The organism is Streptosporangium sp. NPDC006013 (assembly GCF_040614275.1).
In the GTDB taxonomy this organism is placed as follows: domain Bacteria; phylum Actinomycetota; class Actinomycetes; order Streptosporangiales; family Streptosporangiaceae; genus Streptosporangium.
The window spans coordinates 1-17,011 of the sequence record NZ_JBEXUE010000064.1 but is presented as its reverse complement, the minus strand read 5'-3'; the positions used below and the strand labels follow the sequence as shown (position 1 = coordinate 17,011).

The window sequence follows — 17,011 nt, the reverse complement described above, 5'->3', positions numbered from 1 at the left end:
TCATGTGATCGAAGGAACTGGCGCCATGGCGACAACCGCAATACCGCACGACAAGCAGCAGGCACGACGAGCCGGGATCGCCGCGCTCGTCGGCACGACCCTGGAGTGGTACGACTTCCTGATCTACGGGACGGCCGCCGCCCTCATCCTCAACGAGCTGTTCTTCCCGAACGGGGACCCGCTCGTCGGCACGCTGGCGGCGTTCGCCACCTACGCGGTCGGTTTCATGGCGCGGCCGATCGGCGGGATCGTGCTGGGCAACCTGGGCGACCGGGCCGGCCGCAAGAGGATGCTGATCCTCACGATCACGCTGATGGGCGTGGCGACCACGCTGATCGGCCTCCTGCCGTCGTACGACCAGGTCGGCTTCTGGGCGCCGGTCCTGCTGATCGGGCTGCGCCTGCTGCAGGGGTTCGCCGCCGGAGGGGAGTACGCGGGCGCGGTCGTGCTGTCCGTGGAACACGGTGACCAGACCCGCCGCGGCGCCGCCGGTGCCTGGGCACCCACCGGGTTCGCCGTCGCCACCCTGCTGTCGACGGGTGTCTTCCAGCTCATGCTCCTGCTGCCCGACGACGCGTTCCGCTCGTGGGGCTGGCGCGTGCCGTTCTTGCTGGGCGCACTGCTGCTGCTGGTCGGCTACCTCATCAGGCGCCGCATCGACGAGACACCCGCCTTCGAGGAGGCGGAGAGGGCCGAGGCCAGGGGAGCCGTACAGGCCACCAAGACGCCGGTGCTCGCCGTGCTGCGCAAGCACCCCCGCAGCTTCCTGGTGGTCGTCGGCGCCCGGTTCGCCGAGAACTCCTTCGCCTACCTCTTCCCCGTCTTCGGTGTCGCCTTCGCCGTCAACCAGCTCGGCATCGACCGCTCGTTCACCCTGCTGGCGGTCGTCATCGCCTCCGCGGTACAGATCGTCGCCGTCCCCCTGTGGGCGATCCTGTCAGACCGGGTCGGCCGCAGGCCCGTCTACGCGGGTGGGGCGATCGCCTCGCTGCTGTGGCTGGTGCCGTACTTCATGTTGCTGGAGACCCTGTCGCCGGTGCTGATCGTCATCGGTTTCGTGGTCGGCCTCGGCGTCTTCTACCCGGCCATGCTGGCCCCGCAGGCGGCCTACTTCGCCGAGCTCTTCGACACCAAGACCCGGCTGTCCGGCTTCGCGTTCGCCCGCGAGCTCGGTTCGGTGCTCGCCGGCGGCTTCCTGCCGCTGATCGCCACCGCGCTGCTGGCCTGGACCGGCCACTGGTGGGCCGTCGCGGTCTACCTGGCGGTGCTGACCACCATCACCCTCATCGCCCTCGCCTTCGGACCGGAGACGCGCGGCCAGGACATCGTCACGGTGTCGGCCGCCGAGAACGAGCCCGCGGGGCGGGTCACGGGCTGACCCTCCTGACCTAGCCTCGCCCCAGCGGGGCGGGAGCGCGGCGGCGGGTCTCGGGGACGATCAGCGGGGTGCCGCTCTGCGGGTCCTCGATGATCTCGCAGCGTAGCTCGAAGACCTCCCTTACCAGGTCGGCCGTGACGATCGTGGAGGGGTCGCCCTCGGCGACGATCCGGCCGTCGCGCATCACGATCAGGTGGGTGGCGTAGCGGCAGGCCTGATTCAGGTCGTGCAGCACGGCGACCAGGGTCCTGCCCTGCTCGTGCAGGTCGGCGCAGAGGTCGAGCACCTCGATCTGGTGGGCGATGTCCAGGAAGGTGGTCGGCTCGTCGAGCAGCAGGATCGGGGTCTCCTGGGCCAGCGCCATGGCCAGCCAGACGCGCTGGCGCTGGCCGCCGGAGAGCTCGTCCACGCAGCGGTCGGCCAGCTCGGTCACGTCCGTCGACTCCATGGCCGCCGCCACCGCGGCCTCGTCCTCGCGGGACCACTGGCGCATCATCCGCTGGTGCGGGTAGCGGCCCCGGCCCACCAGGTCGGCGACCGTGATGCCGTCGGGCACGATCGAGCTCTGCGGCAGCAGGCCCAGCCTGCGCGCCACCTCCTTGGACGGCAGCGAGGTGATCACGGATCCGTCCAGGTGGACCGCCCCCGCGCGGGGCTTGAGCATCCGGGCCAGGGCGCGCAGCATCGTGGACTTGCCGCACGCGTTGGGGCCGATGATCACGGTGAACGACCCGTCGGGGATCGTGACGTCCAGGTCCCTGGCCACCACGCGCTTGTCGTAGGAGAGGGTCAGGCCGGTGCCGTACAGTCTCAACGTCGTTCCCTCCGCAGGAGAAACACCAGGTATACGCCGCCGATCGCGGCGGTCATGATTCCCACCGGCAGCTGGACCGGCGCGAAGAGGCGCTGCGCGGCCAGGTCGGCGCAGACCAGCAGGGTGGCGCCGGTCAGCGCCGAGGTGACCAGGGTGACGCCGGGGGAACGACTGATCCGCCGGGCCAGCTGGGGAGCGGCCATCGCCACGAAGATCACGGGTCCGGTGGCGGCGGTGGCGACACCGCACAGCAGCACGCCGACGGCGATGCCGACCAGGATCGCCAGCCCGGCCAGCAGTCCGGCCGCCAGCACGGGCGCACGCCATTTCACTCGGTGGCGTGCCGTCCGGTTTTCCGGCCGTCTGGGACCACGCTGTCTCGGACCCGGTCGTCCTGGACCCGGCTGTGGTCACACCGGCCCTGCTCACCGAGCTCCCTCCCTGTCGACATAGTTAAGGTAAGGCTAATCTAATGAAGAAGTCATTTAGGTAAGCCTATCCTTCAGAGAAGGAAATATCTCGACCTGTCCCCCGGGAGATTCCTAGCCGCCAACCACGCATCCCGTCGCGCCTTCGACACCGGCACCAAGAACAAGACCTCCCTGCAGCGCCTCGTCTACGGCGACCTGAAGGCCGTGATCGCGGGCCCGGGAGACGTGGGCCTGGAAGACATCGGCCCGGGAGGCGCCGACCCGCGCGTTCGGTCGCACCGGACGGCCGGGGCGACGGCGTTCGGCTCGGCCGGGCGGCGGGCGGACCAGGCCTGTGGGACGGATCAGGCGTAGGCGCCGCGGACCTCGATGATGTCGGCCAGCGGGAACTCCAGATAGTCGCCCGCCTCCTCGCACCACGCGTCGAGCACGCCGCTGCGCAGCTCGCCGTGGCTGATGGTGGCGGTCAGGCCGTCGGTCAGTGTGATCGCCGCCCGCACGCCTCGATCGACGACGAAGCCGAGCAGTGACTGCTGGGCGGTCGGCAGGCGGGAGGCCATGCGGCCGATGACCGCCCACGTCCTGCCGCCGGACTGGGTGGCCTGGCCCTCGGCGACGAGCAGGCGCTGGGCGTGCTCGCGGGGGTCCGGCGGTGGCTCCACCAGTGGGTACGGGGGCTGTTCGAACTCGGCCACCCTGCCCCCGGGCAGCAGGATCAGCCGCCCGTTCCGCGGTTCCTCGACCCGGGCCCTGCGGATGGTGATCTCCCCGGTGTCCTCGATGGGCACCGGCGCGTAGCCGTTCTCCCGCAGCGCCGCCAGGGTCCTGTCGGCGGGCATCGCGCTGGCCAGCACGGTCGGGGCGAGCAGCCGCAGGCCCAGCCTGCCCAGCCGCCGGTGCCCGGCGATCTCGGCCAGCAGCACCGGGTCGGAGGCCTGCACGATGCAGGCGACGGTGGTCACCGTGATCTCGCCGTGCCGCCTGGCCACGTCGTGAATCAGGTACTCGAGGGGCTGCGGCACCCTGCCCACCTCAGCGAGGTCCGTCAGCAGACCCTCGGCGGTGTAGCCGGCGTCCATGGCCCGGCGCACGCTGGCCGGGGTGAACCGCCAGACCGAGGCCGCGCCGCGCGACTCGCGCTCGGCGGCCCGGTCGAGCAGCTCGGCGAGCTCGCCGGCGGGCGGGCCGGTCACCACCGCGGTGAGATCGGCGCCGAAGAGCGCGCTCCGCCGCACGCTGGCCAGCGCCCTGGTGGAGCACTCGACCAGCACGGGGTCGTTCTCCACCAGGGGCGCGGAGTCGTCGATCTCGTCGCCGGGGAAGGCGTCCAGCCCGGCCATCGCGCGGCCGAGGTCGGTGATCGTGTCGAGGGCGACCAGCCCGAGCATCCGGGCCTCCTCCAGCACGGCGGGGGCGCACTCGGCCAGCAGCGACCGGTCCAGCAGCGGGGCGTGCCAGTACGCGGACTCGACCAGCCCGGCCAGGTCGACGCACGCGGTGCTGGCGGGCAGGCGGGCCAGCACGCCGAGCACCGCCCGCCGGGCGCGGGCGACCATGGCCCCGGCGGGATCGTCACCGAGCACCGTGCCGTACTTGCCGTCGACCTTCCGGAGCGACGAGCGCTCCATCCGCCACCACGCCGACAGCAGCACTCGGAGCCTGGCGGCCGCGTCGTCCAGCCGCCAGCGGTCGAACTTCTCGGTGGGCACCAGCCCGCCGGCGGAGTCGTCCCAGGCCAGCAGCCGGGCCACCGCGCAGACCTCCAGCAGCAGCCGGGTCTCGTCCTCGTCGCAGCCGGTGTCCTTGGCCACCCGCCGGACCTCGCGCACACCCACCCCGCCCGCCTTGAGCAGCGGCAGCGGGAACTTCGCGGTGTTCTCCAGCATGGCGGCGCAGCGCTCCACCACGTGTGGTGCGGCCAGGGTCATCAGGTGGTCGACGGCCTCGGGGTCGACGGGGAGCGTGGCGAGGTCGGGCGGGACGGGGGTGAAGGGCGGGTGGTAGTCGGGGCCGCGCAGCGCGAGCGCCACCTCACGGGGCATCTCGGCCACATTCCAGCTGGGGCGGAAGAGCAGCCCGTGATCGGCGGCCCACTTCTCGGGAGACCCCGGCACCACGAACTCGCCGCCGTCCACGTCGCGGACAGGACCGTCCCAGGCGAACTCCTCAAGCAGCCGCCCCGCACCCTCGGGAGCCTTCTCCAGCAGCGCGGTCACCCGGTGGGGGTCGGAGAGGATCTCGGTGACCCTGGCGACCGTACGCCGCTTCGGGCCGTGCGGCAGGCCCAGGGTCCTGGCCAGCGCGCGCAGCGCGTCGGCGCTGACCGTCCAGGAGTTCAGGTAGTTGGGGAGCGGTTCACCGAGCCCGCAGGGGGCGGTCCACCACCGGGCGAGCCCCTCGGCCACCCGGATGCGGCCCTCACTGTCCGGCCACGCCAGGGCGTGGTCGAACAGCAGGTCGAGCCAGGGCGCCACCTCGGCCTCGGGCACGCCCAAGAACCGGGCCACCGTCTCCGGCCCGGCCTGCTCGCCGAGGGTCAGTGCGGCCTGCGCCACCTCCAGGGAGGGCAGCGGCAGGCCGCGCATGACCTCCATCACCGCGAACCCGTTGCCCAGTCGCTGCGCCAGGGTGTCCAGGCGGCGCGGCCACGGCGGGGCGATGGCGTCCGGCCGGTTGGCCAGAACTCGGGCGAGCCGTTCTTCGTCGAGGGTTTTCAACCAGCCGAGCAGGTGATCGTCCATCTCGCAGCTCTCTCAGGAATCTCGCGCGGGGACTCTCCGTGAGCCATAAACATCCACGGTAATGCAGAGGGCATCTCTGACGGCATCTACCGCGCAGAATGCGACGCGTTATATGAGGTCTCCATCCGGTTCTAACCGGTCCCGGGGCCACCGGGAGGGAGGAGCGGCGGCCCCGGGACCGATTGGCGCCCTTAAGGGGAAGAGGCGGCGCCGTCCGGAAGAGGTCGGTGGAGGTGGTGAAGGAGCGGGGCGGGGAACGGCACGCGGCGGGCGTTCGTGGGTCTACGGGCGGTCGAGGGGGGCGGGATCCTCACGAAGGCCGGTCCGCAGGACGGCCCAGACAATCTTGCCGTACGGGGCCAGCGGTGCCCAGCCCCAGCGAAGGCTCAGTGACTCGACGATGTGCAGTCCGAGGCCGCCGATGTCGAGTGGCGAAGGATCGCGGAGCGCGGGGAAGCCGGCTCCCGGGTCGTTGAGCGTGCAGGTGACCAGATTGCCCCGCCGGATCAGGGAGAGCCGGATCGGCTCCCTGGCGCGCGACTCGGCGAGCCGGAGGCCGTGTCTGAGGGCGTTGGTCGCCAGTTCCGAGACGACCAGCTCCATGTTCTCGCCCAGCTCGCCGAGGTTCCAGCCGGTGAGGGTGCCCGTCGCGAAGCTGCGGGCGGAGTGGACGGACTCGGCGTGTGGCGGGAGCACGAAGGTGGCGCTGGCCATGACTGCCGGGGATCCGAGGAGAAGATCGCGCGCGGAGTCGGGCCACCAGCCTGCGGGGGGCCACCAGTCGAGGGCCGTCCATGACGTTGACGCTCGGGGGGGCGCGGTTTGGGCGGACTGCACAGCCGCAATCATGGTGCAAACTCCCGTGCAGGTGCAAGAGCGAATGCACGTGCATAAGGTGTGTGCAACCGCTACCGTTACCGGTGATTGGGTAATTTCGTACGAAAGGGGATCTTGATCGTGGCCAGGGATTCTTCGGCCGCGAAGTGACAGACTGTCGATCAGGAAAGCGAGCGAGGAGCATCACGTGTCCATGGATCCGCCCGGTACCGGTTCCACTGTCCGGCGCATCATGCTCGGCGCGAGTCTGCGCCGGCTGCGTGAGGAGAAGGGGCTCGCCCGTGAGGTAGCGGGATTCCACATCCGTGCCTCAGAGTCCAAGATCAGCCGCATGGAACTCGGCCGCGTCGGCTTCAAGACGCGTGACGTGGAAGACCTGCTCACCCTGTACGGCGTGCTCGACGACGCAGAACGGCGCGGCCTGCTGGAGATGGTCCGCGAGGCGAACACCCCCGGCTGGTGGCACAAGTACGGCGACCTGTTGCCGAACTGGTTCACCACCTACGTGGGGCTGGAGGAGGCGACGAACATGATCCGCACCTACGAGGTGCAGTTCATTCCCGGCCTGCTGCAGACATCCGCCTACGCGCGCACCGTGATCCGGTTGGGCTACCCGGACGTGCCGGAGGCGGAGATCGAGCGTCGTGTGCATATGCGCATGCAGCGGCAGGATCGCTTAACGAAGAAGGACGGCCCCCGGTTGTGGGCGGTCATCGACGAGGCGGCCCTGAGGCGTCCCATCGGAGGTAAGGAGACGATGCGTGAGCAGATCCAGCACCTGCTGGAAGTGGCCACGCTTCCCAACATCACCCTCCAGGTGATGCCCTTCCGATTCGGCATGCACGCGGCCGAGGGTGGTGCGTTCAGCATCTTGCGGTTTCCCGAGTCCGACCTGTCGGACGTCGTCTATGTCGAGCAGCTCTGGGGTGCCCTCTACCTGGACAAACGTGAGGACATCGATCCATACCTCACGGCCATGGAGCAGTTGTGCGTGGAAAGCACCACGCCCGGGGGCACCGCCGAGATCCTCGGCGACCTTCTCAGAGAGATGTAAATGGAGCAGACCTACAACGGCATGCCGGCCACTGACCTTGCCGGGGCCAGCTGGCGCAAGAGCCGCTACAGCAACTCGACGGGTAACTGCGTCGAGCTTGCCGAACTTTCGGATGGCAGCATCGCGGTCCGGAACTCGCGTTTTCCAGAGGGGCCTGCCCTGATCTACACCAGGGATGAGATCCGTGCCCTGGTGCTCGGGGTGAAGGATGGGGAGTTCGACGGTTTAACGGTGTAACACCGTTTTTACCTCAGGGCCGCCGGGTTAACCGGGCCGCGCCGGTCGTGTAACCGGGGGAGTGGAACGGCACGGAAGAGTTTGAGATCACAGCGATTGGGGGCTCAAGCCGTGCTCGACCAGATGACCTTGTACCCGGTGGCCGACGACGTGCTGTTCGCGCCAGGCGGGCGCGTCGTGATCCGCACTTACGGCGTCGCCTCGGCGGCAACGGGGGAGGGTGCGCCCACTCCGGTGTCCTACCGCACATGGGTCACCGGAGTGCGCGACCAGCCACGTTACTGGCGCTGGGGCCACTTCGAGGACGCCTGCCACGGTCACCGCCGGGTCCTCGAATGGCTGACGGGGCGCGGTCCGCAGCCCGCCGCGGCGGCCGCCTGAACGAGATCTCCACGTTGTACGGAGTGATCCTTCTCAACTAGTGTTCAACCAAGCATTAGCTTGGGTTGAGGAGGCGCTTACCGTGCGGCGAGGCATCTACCTGATCGAAGAGGTCGACTTCCGGCCGATGAACTCCCGCAGGCCGCTGGAGTACCTCACCTGGCTCACCCGCTACAAGAAGGAAGACGAGGCCCTCGACACCCCGGAACTGACCCGGGGACTGTCGATCAGATCCAGGGACATCGACCTGGTGGGCGCCTTCTACGCCGTCGGCATCACCGGCCACCCCCAGTTCAAGGCGGTCACGCTCTGGGACTGCCACGGCGGCTGGGACGGCGGCTGGCGGCAGATGATGAACATCTACGACGGCGTCGACGGCAGGCTTTTCCTCTCCGACATCGACGACCTTCGTTTTTCCGCCTTCTCCCGGCCACTGGGCGCCGTGCGCGGCAGCCCGGCCCTCGCCGACATCACCGCCGAGGGCTACGCGGCCCCGTTCTACCTGTTCGAGAGCGCCCAGGTGCGACCCGGGGCCGCGCTGGACTACCTCGACGCCGTCCGCGAGGAGCGCGCGCCCGTCCTCGCCGACCACGGCCACCGCCCGATCGGTCTGTACGAGGTCCTGTTCTGCGACACCGAGGTCGTCACCGTCTGGGGCATGACGCTGGACGACCACCTGGCGCTCCAGCGGTCCAGGGACGCGGCGCTCGGCCTGGACGACGAGGTGGAGCCGGACGGCCGGCTGCTCGACTGGAGCAGGCGGGCCAGGGAGTTCCTGGCGGGCCCGTGGCGGGAGACCCTGCTGGCGCCCTTCCCCGGCTCCCGCCTTGCCCCGATCCGGGCCGATCTCCGGTGAGGAGGAGGGGCTGTCGCGGCGGAAAGGGGGATCCGGGGGAGGGCTCCGATCGCGGGTCAGGAGTCAGACGGGCGCGTTCCAGGTGAGGACGACCGGCTCGTCGCGCTCGAAGCCGAGCCGGGAGTAGGTGCCGGTGTCCAGGCGGAACAGGCGGCCGTCGGTCGGTGGCAGGCCGAGCCAGCGGGCGCACAGCACCCGCAGGTAGTGTCCGTGGGCGACCAGGACCACGTCGCCGTCCGCGGCCAGGGCTCGGGCGATCACCCGGTCGGCGCGGGCGCCGACCTGCTCCGCGCTCTCGCCGGGGTGCTCGGCGTCGCCGGGGACGACGCCGTCGCGCCACAGGTACCAGCCGGGGCGCCTCTCGCGGATCTCCAGGGTGGTGATGCCCTCGTAGCCGCCGTAGTCCCATTCCCACAGGTCGGGATCTGTCTCGTAGTCCTTGATTCCGGCGAGCTCGGCGGTGTCCCTCGCGCGCCGGGCCGGACTGACCAGGACGAGGCCGAACGTCCGGTCCGAGATCAGCGGGGCCAGTGCCCGTGCCTGATCCTCGCCTCCGGCGGTCAGCCGTAGATCGGTGCGCCCGGTGTGCCGGCCGTCCCGGCTCCATTCGGTCTCGCCGTGCCGCAGCAGAATCATCTGGTCCATGATGCCCAATCATGCCGCCGGCGGTCCGTCGCGCACGCCCCGGGGCCCCGGGACCCCGAAGCGTCGCGGGTCAGCGCCCCGCGAGCTCCTCGGCGACCGGGATGAAGGCGTCCAGGTCACGCTCGTGGTGGAGTACGAAATAGGACAGGTCGTGGGTGTCGCGCCAGTGGCGGAGCTTGTCGACGATGTCCTGGCGGGTGCCGAGCAGCACCTGCGGAGTCTCGTCCTGCCGGGAGGAGTCGGCGGCGCTCCACGGCTCGTCCCGCTTGCGGACGCCGAGCTGCTGCACGCTGGTGCCGAGCTCGACCCGGTGGTAGCGGCCGGCCGCGGCCCGCCGTACCAGGTCGATCTTGGCGAGGAAGGCGTCCAGGCCGCCGTCCGCGCCGTCGGGGCCGGTGCCGTCGGCGCGTACCCGCATGCCGAGGTTGATCACGTCGGCCTCGCGGGCGGCCAGCCCGAGCATGCGCGGGCCGCCGCCGCCGAGCAGCAGCCGAGGGTGCGGGCGGCTCAGGGGCTTGGGGGTCTGGTCCAGGGCGGTGATCCGGTAGTGCCTGCCGTGGAAGGTGAAGGGGCCGTCCGCCCACAGGCCCTTGAGCACGGTGATCGCCTCGGCCAGCCGGTCCACCCTGACCCCCGGCGGCTCGAACGCCAGCCCGGCACCGGCGTAGTCGGCGGCCATCCAGCCGGTGCCGAGGCCCAGCTCCAGGCGGCCCTCGGAGAGCAGGTCGACGGTGGCGGCCTCCTTGGCGAGTACCGCGGGGTGGCGGAAGTCGTTGGCGAACACCAGCGTGCCGACCCGCAGGCGGCTGGTGGCGCACGCCGCCGCGGTCATCGCCGCGACCGGCGCGAAGCGGGGACCGACCAGATGGTCGGGGACGAGCAGCACGTCGAAGCCCGAGCCCTCCAGGCGGCGTGCCGCCTCGGCCCAGGCCCTGGCCGAGCCGGCCTCGCGGATCACGGCGGCGAACCGGAACGGGCGATCCATCGGCATCCCCTCTACTCTACCAAGCGCTTGCTAAGCATAGATGCGCCGTCCGGGCACGGAAAGGCGACTGTTATTACCAAGCGCTTGCTTTAGCGGGTGTGAGGTTCGACACTGAGCCAATGGCTGACGACAACCTGGTCCGCGAGGTGACCGACGACGAGGTCGCCTTCTTTGCGGACAACGGCTGGGTAAGGCTGCCACGCCTGGTCGAAGGCGGCTACGTGGCCCTGCTCCGCAACCGTGCCCGGGAACACCTCGCCGAGCGCTCGCGGGCGGTCACCTCCAAGGTCGACCAGGCGTTCGGCCAGTCCAGGGACATCGCCGAGACAGACGAGCACTTCCGGGACCTGGCCTTCGCCCCGGCTCTCGGCCGCGGCGCCACCCGGCTGCTGCACGGGGTGGCCGGGGTACGGATCCAGGTGACCAACCTGCTGATCAAGGAGCCGGACGGCGGGCACGGCGCCACCGAGTTCCACCAGGACTTCCCGTGGATGCCGATGGACCGCTCGGCCATGCTCACCGTCTGGCTGGCCCTGGTGGACGTGCCCGCGGACATGGGCTCGCTCCGGTTCCTGTGCGGTTCCCACCGCCACGGCCTGCTGGGCCGCTCCTTCGCCAGGGACGGTGACGACCAGCTCAGCCAGCACCCGTGGCTGAAGGAGCTGGAGATCTCACCGCCGCTGGATCTCGCGGCCGGGGACGCGACGGTGCACCACGCGCTGACCGTCCACGGGGCGGCCGCCAACCGCAGGGACAGCGCCAGGCTGTCGTTCACGGTCACCTACTTCGACGCGGACGCGCTCTACACCGGGACGCCGTACAGGCAGACGGACGGTCTGGGACTGACGGTCAACCAGCCGTTCGAACACCCGAGGTTCCCCGTCGTCGCGCACGCGTGACGGGTCGGCGACGAGCGAGGAGTGGTGACCGGACATGAGTGACAACCCCGCCCCGAGCATCGAGACGATCACCGGCCCCATCGGGGACCCGGGCGCGACGCTCATGCACGAGCACATCTTCGGGCTCAGCCCGGAGATCCTGTGGAACTGGCCGGACATCCCCGAGGGCTGGGACCTCGAAACCCGCGCCCGCGAGGCGGCGGCCAAGCTGAACGACCTGAAACGGCACGGCATCGACACGGTGGTCGACCTGACCGTGGTCGGCCTGGGCCGCTACGTGCCCGCGGTGCAACGGGTGGCCGAGCTGACCGAGGTCAACATCGTGGTCGCCACCGGCCTCTACACCTACGACGCGCTCCCGCCCTACTTCGGCAACCGCGGGCCGGGCTCGCTGTTCGGCGGCGCCGACCGGCTGGCCGAGTTCTTCGTCAGGGACATCACCGAGGGGATCGGCCGTACCGGTGTGAAGGCCGGCATCCTCAAGTGCGCCACCGACCACCTCGGCATGACCGCCAACTGTGAGCGGGTCTTCCGCGCGGTCGCCGAGGCGCACCTGGAGACCGGGGTGCCGATCTCCACCCACTCGCACAGCGCCTCGGGCGGCGGCCTGGAGCAGCAGAAGCTGCTGGCACGGCTGGGCGTGGACCTCTCCAGGGTCGTCATCGGGCATGCCGGAGACGCAACAGACGTCACCTACCTGGAAGAACTCATCGCGAACGGCTCCTACCTGGGCATGGACAGGTTCGGTATCGAGACGATCAGCTCGTTCGAGAACCGGGTGGCGATCGTCGCCGAACTCGCCGCGCGCGGCCACGCGGACCGGATGGTCCTGTCCCACGACTCCTACTGCTTCAACGACCGCTTCGACGCCGACGTCGTACGGCAACGACACCCCAACTACCACCTGCTCCACATCTCCAGGGACGTACTGCCCGAGCTCCGCAGGCGAGGCGTCACCTCCGAGCAGATCGACCTGATGCTCATCGCCAACCCCCGCCAGATCCTCGCCCGGCGCGAGCCGTACCGAGAGGCAGGTCATGATTACCGCTGAGGACTTCGACGTCACCGCGGCCTGGCACGTCGCCGCGCCCTACGACTTCCTGCGCAGGCTCCGCGACGAGCGTCCGGTGTTCTACAGCGAGCACCTGGGCGCCTACGTCATCAGCCGGCACGAGGACGTGCGCGCCGCCTACGGCGACCCCAGGCGCTTCTCCTCCGAGGGCTCGCTGACGATCTCCCGCAGCCTCGCCGACGAGACCAGGCGGGTGCTGGGCGAGCACGGCTCGTTCCTGTCCAGCTTCGTGGCCAACGTCGACCCGCCCACCCACACCCGGCTGCGCCGCTCGGTCTCGCGCGCCTTCACCCCACGCGCCGTCGCCGCGATGGAACAGCGCTTCCGCGACCTGAACGAGGAGGTGCTCGACCGGGTGATCCCGAGTGGCGGGGGAGACCTGGTCGCGGAGATCGCGCACGTGCCCTCGGTCAAGCTCACCGCCCGCTTCATCGGCGTCCCCGAGGAGGACGAGGCCTTCGTCAAGGAGCACGTGAAGGACTGGTTCCAGCTCTTCCTGTCACCGCAGCCGCCCGAGCGCCAGCTGGTGCTGGCCGAGAGCTTCCTGACCTACCTCGACTACGTCGACAAGCTGGTCGCCTCCCGCGCCGCCGAGCCGCGCGACGACTTCGTCTCGCTGATGACCTCGCTGATCGGCACCGAGCTGTCGCACCGCGAGGTCGTCGAGCTGATCTCCACGATCCTGCTCGGCGGCAACGACACCGTGCCCAACCAGCTCGGCAACAGCGTGTTCAGGCTGCTGCGCGAGGAGATCTGGCCGGTGCCGCCCGAACTGGTGCAGAACGCGGTGGAGGAGTGCATGCGCATCGACGGCGCCAGCCTCGGCTCCTTCAGGTACGCCGCCGTCGATGTGGAGATGCACGGCGTGACCATCCCGAAGGGCTCGCTCTGCCTGCTCTCCACCGACTCCGCGGCCCACGACGAGCGCGTCTTCGACGAGCCGGACGAGTTCCGGATCGACCGCGGCAACGCCGACGCGCACATGACGCTCGGCTACGGCATCCATTTCTGCGTGGGGGCCGCGCTCGGCCGCCTGCAGCTCCGTACCGCGCTGAAGGTGCTGGGCCGCCGCCTCCCGGGGCTCCGCCTGGCATCCGGCGGACCGCCCGTCACCTACCGCACGTCGCTGGTCGGACGGGGCCTGACCGCGCTGAACGTGGAATGGTGACGCGCTTCGACGGCCGGGTGGCACTGGTCACCGGCGCCGCCTCGGGAATCGGCGCGGCGACCGCGCGCCGGCTGGCCGCCGAGGGCGCCTGCGTCGGGGTGGCCGACCTGTGGGCCGCGGGCGCGCGCTCGGTGGCCTCGGGAATCAGGGCCCGCGGCGGTACGGCGTGCGCGCTCCACTGCGACGTGTCGAACGAGGAGGAGGTGAAGGCGGCCGTGGCGCAGCTGATCGGCTCGTTCGGCGGGCTGGACGTGCTGCACTCCAACGCCGCCTGTCTGGACCGCGACGTCTACGGCCGCGACCAGGACCTGCTCGACCTGGACGTCGAGGTCTGGGACCGCACCATGGCCGTCAACCTGCGAGGGGCGATGCTCATGGTCAAGCACGCGGTCCCCGCGATGCGCGACGGCGGCGCGATCGTGCTGACCTCGTCGGTGTCCGGGCTGGTGGGCGACGCCGACCACGCGGCCTACGGGGCGTCCAAGGCGGCCCTGACCGGATTCACCCGCTACGTCGCCACCATGTACGGCTCGCGCGGCATCCGCTGCAACGCGGTCGCCCCCGGCCTCGTCATGACCGACGCGGCGCGCGCGGCGATGTCCCCGCGGCGGCTGGCGGAGAAGGCGGCCGAACGCCTGCTGCCCTGGGCGGCGGAGCCGGACGACGTGGCGGCGCTGGTCGCGTTCCTCGCCTCGGACGAGGCGCGGTGCGTGACCGGCCAGACGATCGTGGTCGACAGCGGGACGACGGCGCACCGTCCGGAGCACGCGATCAGGGCCTGGGAGCGTGCGAAACTGGATCCGTGACGTTATCTGTGGGTCTGGTAGGTGCCGGACCGTGGGCCGAGATGGTGCACGCGCCGATGCTGGCGGCTGGTCCGAACACACGTCTGGCGGGGGTATGGGCCCGTCGCCCCGAGGCCGCGGCCAGGTTCGGTGCTCCGGTCTTCGAGCGGATCGAGGAGCTCTTCGACAACTGCGAGGCGGTCGCGTTCTCGGTGCCGCCCGCCGTCCAGGCGGAGCTCGGCGTGCTCGCCGCCAAGGCGGGCAAGGCACTGCTGCTGGAGAAACCGCTCGCCGCCGATCTGGACGGCGCACGGCGGCTGGCCGAGGCGGTCGCCGAGGCGGGCGTGGCCTCGCAGATGGTCCTCACCTGGCGTTACTCGCCCGCCACCCGGGCCTTCCTGGCCAGGGTCTCGGCCATCGAGCCGTTCGGCGGCCGGGCGGCCAACATCTCGGGGGCGATGCTCGGCGGGGCCTTCGCCACCTCCTGGCGACTGGAGCGCGGCGCGATCCTCGACGTCGGCCCGCACATGATCGACATGTTGGACGCCGCGCTCGGCAGGGTCGTCGGGGTCCGCGCCCACGGCAACCCGCTGGGCTGGGTCGGCCTGCTGCTGGAGCACGAGACCGGCGCGGTCAGCGAGGCGTCGCTGTGCATGAGCGTGCCGGGTGAGAGCCCGCCCTCCGACGTCGAGATCTACGGCCGCCTCGGCCGGGAGACCATGGACGACACCCGGCTGGGCTCCGACGTCTTCTCCCTCATGCTCATGGAGTTCGAGCGGACCGTGCGGCGCGGTGGCGGCCACCCCCTGGACGCCGCGCACGGCCTGCGCCTGCAGGAGATCATCGCCACCGCCGAGGAGCAACTCGGCTGAGAGGCGCCCCTGCTGAACGACGGCCCGCCGGACGAGCGGCTCCGTACGCGCGCGGCAGGCCAGCGGGACGGCGCGCCTGGAGGGGCGGAGAGCGGCTCTTTCAAAGAGCGGGCCGGAGGCTTGGCGGACGGTCCCTCCGGAGCGCAGCCTGCCGGCGGGCGGCGCGTCGGTGGTGATGTGCCTGGAGGGCGGGCCCGGAGGTTCGGCGGGCGGTCCCTCCGGGGCGCGGCCTATCCGGGGAGCCACAGAGCGGTCCGTCCGGAACCTCGGCATAGAGGCTGTTCGGGGGAGTTGATAGCGTTCGTCCAACGCGTGGTGTGAGCGAAGTCCGGTGCGAGTCCGGCGCTGTCCCGCAACTGTCATGGCCCCTCGTGGGTCGAGCCAGGTCGCCTCCGCCGCGTCGTCGACGCCGACCCTCGTGGAAAAGGGTGACCCGTCCTTGCCTGGGTCCCTCGGTTCCGGTAACTGAAAGGACCTCCCTTGAGGCCCGTACGCAGCGCCCTCGTCGGCGCCCTGCTCGCCGCACTGACCCTCGCCGGATGCGGCCAGACCTCCCCCGCGACCTCGCCTTCCACCGCCTCCGCAAGTGCCGCCGCGACTCCCTCGGCGGCGGGTTTCCCGGTCACCGTCGAGGCGGGCAACGGCTCCGTCACCATCGAGAGCAGGCCCGAGCGGATCGTCTCGCTCTCGCCCGCCGCCACCGAGAGCCTGTTCGCGATCGGCGCGGGATCACAGGTCGTCGCGGTGGACGACCAGTCCAACCACCCCGCGGAAGCGCCGAAGAGCGAGCTGTCCGGTTTCAAGCCGAACGTTGAGGCGATCATCGCCCAGAAGCCGGACCTGGTCGTGCTCTCCGATGACATCGACGGCATCGTGGCCGCGCTGGGCAAGGTCGGCGTACCGGTGCTGCTGGAGCCCGCCGCCACCAAACTCGACGAGACCTACGACCAGATCACCGACCTCGGTGCCGCCACCGGCAACGGCGAGCGGGCCACCGAACTCGCCGCGCAGATGAAGAAGCAGATCGACGAGCTCGCCGCCGCCGCACCGAAGGACACGAAGCTCACCTACTACCACGAGCTGGACGTCACCCCCTACGCGGCGACCTCCGCCACCTTCATCGGCCAGATCTACGGGCTGTTCGGCCTGACCAACATCGCCGACAAGGCCCCCGACGCGGCGGGTGGCTACCCCAAGCTCTCCGCCGAGTTCGTCGCGCAGGCCGACCCCGACCTCGTCTTCCTGGCCGACACCAAGTGCTGCGGCCAGTCGAAGGACACCCTCGCCAAGCGTCCGGGCTGGTCCAAGCTGTCGGCCATCAAGAACGACCAGGTCATCCTCCTCGACGACGACATCGCCTCCCGCTGGGGGCCGCGCGTCGTGGACCTCGCCAAGCAGGTCGGCGAGGCCGTGCAGAAGGCCGCGGCCAGCTAGTTGACAGATCTCCCCCGCTCCTTGGGCGTCCCCGGCGGCGGCACGGACGGGCCGCCCCGCGACTCCGGCGCCCCGAAGGCGGGCAACGCCACCTCGGCACCGTCCCGTACCCGGCCGGAACCGTCTCCTCCTGACACGGCCACGCCCGCCGCCGGTACGTCGGGGCTGCCCCGCCTGGGCACCGACATGCCGGAACCGTCTCCTGCCGGTGCCGTGCGGGAGCCGTTCCCCTCCGGTACCGGTACCTCGGGGCCGTTCCGCCCGGGTGCCGGGAAGGAGCCGTTCCCGCCCGGCACCGGTGCGGCTCGGAAGGCCGGTGTCGCGGGCGGGCAGGCGGCCCGGCTCAGCCCGGCGGTGACGGCACGTCCTCGGGGACGTCGTAGCTGAGGTGGTGGCAGACCATCGTCATGTCCAGCAACTCG

16 protein-coding genes and 2 pseudogenes are annotated in these 17,011 nt (G+C 70.8%); 11 read left to right on the top strand and 7 right to left on the bottom strand.

The window, feature by feature from the left end; translation table 11 throughout:
- Nucleotides 1-25: 25 nt before the first annotated feature.
- Nucleotides 26-1,378, top strand: a complete 1,353-nt coding sequence (locus tag ABZ260_RS13000) for an MFS transporter (RefSeq protein WP_355616302.1) — start codon at nucleotides 26-28, stop codon at nucleotides 1,376-1,378.
- A gap of 10 nt (nucleotides 1,379-1,388) precedes the next feature.
- Here ABZ260_RS13000 and ABZ260_RS12995 read toward each other — a convergent pair whose 3' ends face one another.
- The 4 genes and pseudogenes from ABZ260_RS12995 to ABZ260_RS12980 all read right to left on the bottom strand — a co-directional run bounded on the left by ABZ260_RS12995 (nucleotide 1,389) and on the right by ABZ260_RS12980 (nucleotide 6,078).
- Nucleotides 1,389-2,192: an ABC transporter ATP-binding protein gene (locus tag ABZ260_RS12995; RefSeq protein ID WP_355616301.1), complete on the bottom strand. Its 804-nt coding sequence runs from the start codon at nucleotides 2,190-2,192 to the stop codon at nucleotides 1,389-1,391.
- A pseudogene (locus ABZ260_RS12990) lies at nucleotides 2,189-2,443 on the bottom strand (iron chelate uptake ABC transporter family permease subunit); the annotation flags it as partial. The gene ABZ260_RS12995 and the pseudogene ABZ260_RS12990, both read right to left, overlap by 4 nt.
- 524 nt (nucleotides 2,444-2,967) lie before the next feature.
- Nucleotides 2,968-5,364: a helicase-associated domain-containing protein gene (locus tag ABZ260_RS12985; RefSeq protein WP_355616300.1), complete on the bottom strand. Its 2,397-nt coding sequence runs from the start codon at nucleotides 5,362-5,364 to the stop codon at nucleotides 2,968-2,970.
- Between the two features lie 282 nt (nucleotides 5,365-5,646).
- Entirely contained in the window at nucleotides 5,647-6,078 is a 432-nt protein-coding gene (locus ABZ260_RS12980) for an ATP-binding protein (RefSeq protein WP_350915019.1), read from the bottom strand.
- Nucleotides 6,079-6,433: 355 nt separating this feature from the next.
- On the opposite strand from ABZ260_RS12980, the gene ABZ260_RS12975 reads away from it, so the two are divergent.
- The 4 genes from ABZ260_RS12975 (at nucleotide 6,434) to ABZ260_RS12960 (ending at nucleotide 8,729) form a co-directional block, all read left to right on the top strand.
- The gene (locus tag ABZ260_RS12975; protein WP_350915555.1) at nucleotides 6,434-7,255 is read left to right on the top strand and encodes a helix-turn-helix transcriptional regulator; all 822 of its coding nucleotides are present in this window, start codon (nucleotides 6,434-6,436) and stop codon (nucleotides 7,253-7,255) included.
- Complete coding sequence (locus tag ABZ260_RS12970; protein ID WP_030921376.1) at nucleotides 7,256-7,492, top strand: DUF397 domain-containing protein; 237 nt, start codon at nucleotides 7,256-7,258, stop codon at nucleotides 7,490-7,492. It begins immediately after the preceding gene.
- 123 nt (nucleotides 7,493-7,615) lie between these two features.
- Nucleotides 7,616-7,873, top strand: a complete 258-nt coding sequence (locus ABZ260_RS12965) for a hypothetical protein (RefSeq protein WP_245651823.1) — start codon at nucleotides 7,616-7,618, stop codon at nucleotides 7,871-7,873.
- 82 nt (nucleotides 7,874-7,955) lie between these two features.
- The gene (locus ABZ260_RS12960) at nucleotides 7,956-8,729 is read left to right on the top strand and encodes a hypothetical protein (protein WP_355616297.1); all 774 of its coding nucleotides are present in this window, start codon (nucleotides 7,956-7,958) and stop codon (nucleotides 8,727-8,729) included.
- 63 nt (nucleotides 8,730-8,792) lie between these two features.
- Here the strand turns inward: ABZ260_RS12960 and ABZ260_RS12955 are convergent, their stop codons facing one another.
- Together ABZ260_RS12955 and ABZ260_RS12950 are read right to left on the bottom strand one after the other, a co-directional pair.
- A complete protein-coding gene (locus tag ABZ260_RS12955; RefSeq protein ID WP_350915013.1) occupies nucleotides 8,793-9,374 on the bottom strand; it encodes a histidine phosphatase family protein in 582 nt (193 codons plus the stop codon).
- A 70-nt stretch (nucleotides 9,375-9,444) separates the two neighbouring features.
- Nucleotides 9,445-10,359: a TIGR03621 family F420-dependent LLM class oxidoreductase gene (locus tag ABZ260_RS12950; protein ID WP_355616295.1), complete on the bottom strand. Its 915-nt coding sequence runs from the start codon at nucleotides 10,357-10,359 to the stop codon at nucleotides 9,445-9,447.
- A 119-nt stretch (nucleotides 10,360-10,478) separates the two neighbouring features.
- On the opposite strand from ABZ260_RS12950, the gene ABZ260_RS12945 reads away from it, so the two are divergent.
- From ABZ260_RS12945 to ABZ260_RS12920, 6 genes are all read left to right on the top strand, one after another.
- Nucleotides 10,479-11,258 carry a phytanoyl-CoA dioxygenase family protein gene (locus tag ABZ260_RS12945; protein ID WP_355616293.1) on the top strand — a complete coding sequence of 260 codons (780 nt, stop codon included), beginning with the start codon at nucleotides 10,479-10,481 and terminating at the stop codon, nucleotides 11,256-11,258.
- Nucleotides 11,259-11,292: 34 nt separating this feature from the next.
- Complete coding sequence (locus ABZ260_RS12940; RefSeq protein ID WP_350915008.1) at nucleotides 11,293-12,309, top strand: phosphotriesterase-related protein; 1,017 nt, start codon at nucleotides 11,293-11,295, stop codon at nucleotides 12,307-12,309.
- Entirely contained in the window at nucleotides 12,296-13,498 is a 1,203-nt protein-coding gene (locus tag ABZ260_RS12935) for a cytochrome P450 (protein ID WP_355616291.1), read from the top strand. The genes ABZ260_RS12940 and ABZ260_RS12935 overlap by 14 nt, the downstream gene beginning before the upstream one ends.
- Nucleotides 13,492-14,304 carry an SDR family oxidoreductase gene (locus ABZ260_RS12930; protein ID WP_355616289.1) on the top strand — a complete coding sequence of 271 codons (813 nt, stop codon included), beginning with the start codon at nucleotides 13,492-13,494 and terminating at the stop codon, nucleotides 14,302-14,304. The genes ABZ260_RS12935 and ABZ260_RS12930 overlap by 7 nt, the downstream gene beginning before the upstream one ends.
- On the top strand, nucleotides 14,301-15,155 hold the full coding sequence (locus tag ABZ260_RS12925) for a Gfo/Idh/MocA family oxidoreductase (protein WP_355616287.1): 855 nt from the start codon (nucleotides 14,301-14,303) through the stop codon (nucleotides 15,153-15,155). Before ABZ260_RS12930 ends, ABZ260_RS12925 begins: the two co-directional genes overlap by 4 nt.
- Nucleotides 15,156-15,635: 480 nt before the next feature.
- Nucleotides 15,636-16,589 (top strand): ABC transporter substrate-binding protein, encoded by a 954-nt coding sequence (locus ABZ260_RS12920; protein WP_355616285.1) that lies wholly within the window; start codon nucleotides 15,636-15,638, stop codon nucleotides 16,587-16,589.
- Here ABZ260_RS12920 and ABZ260_RS12915 read toward each other — a convergent pair.
- Nucleotides 16,586-17,011 (bottom strand): annotated as a pseudogene (locus ABZ260_RS12915) (hypothetical protein); the annotation flags it as partial. The gene ABZ260_RS12920 and the pseudogene ABZ260_RS12915 sit on opposite strands and share 4 nt — an antisense overlap.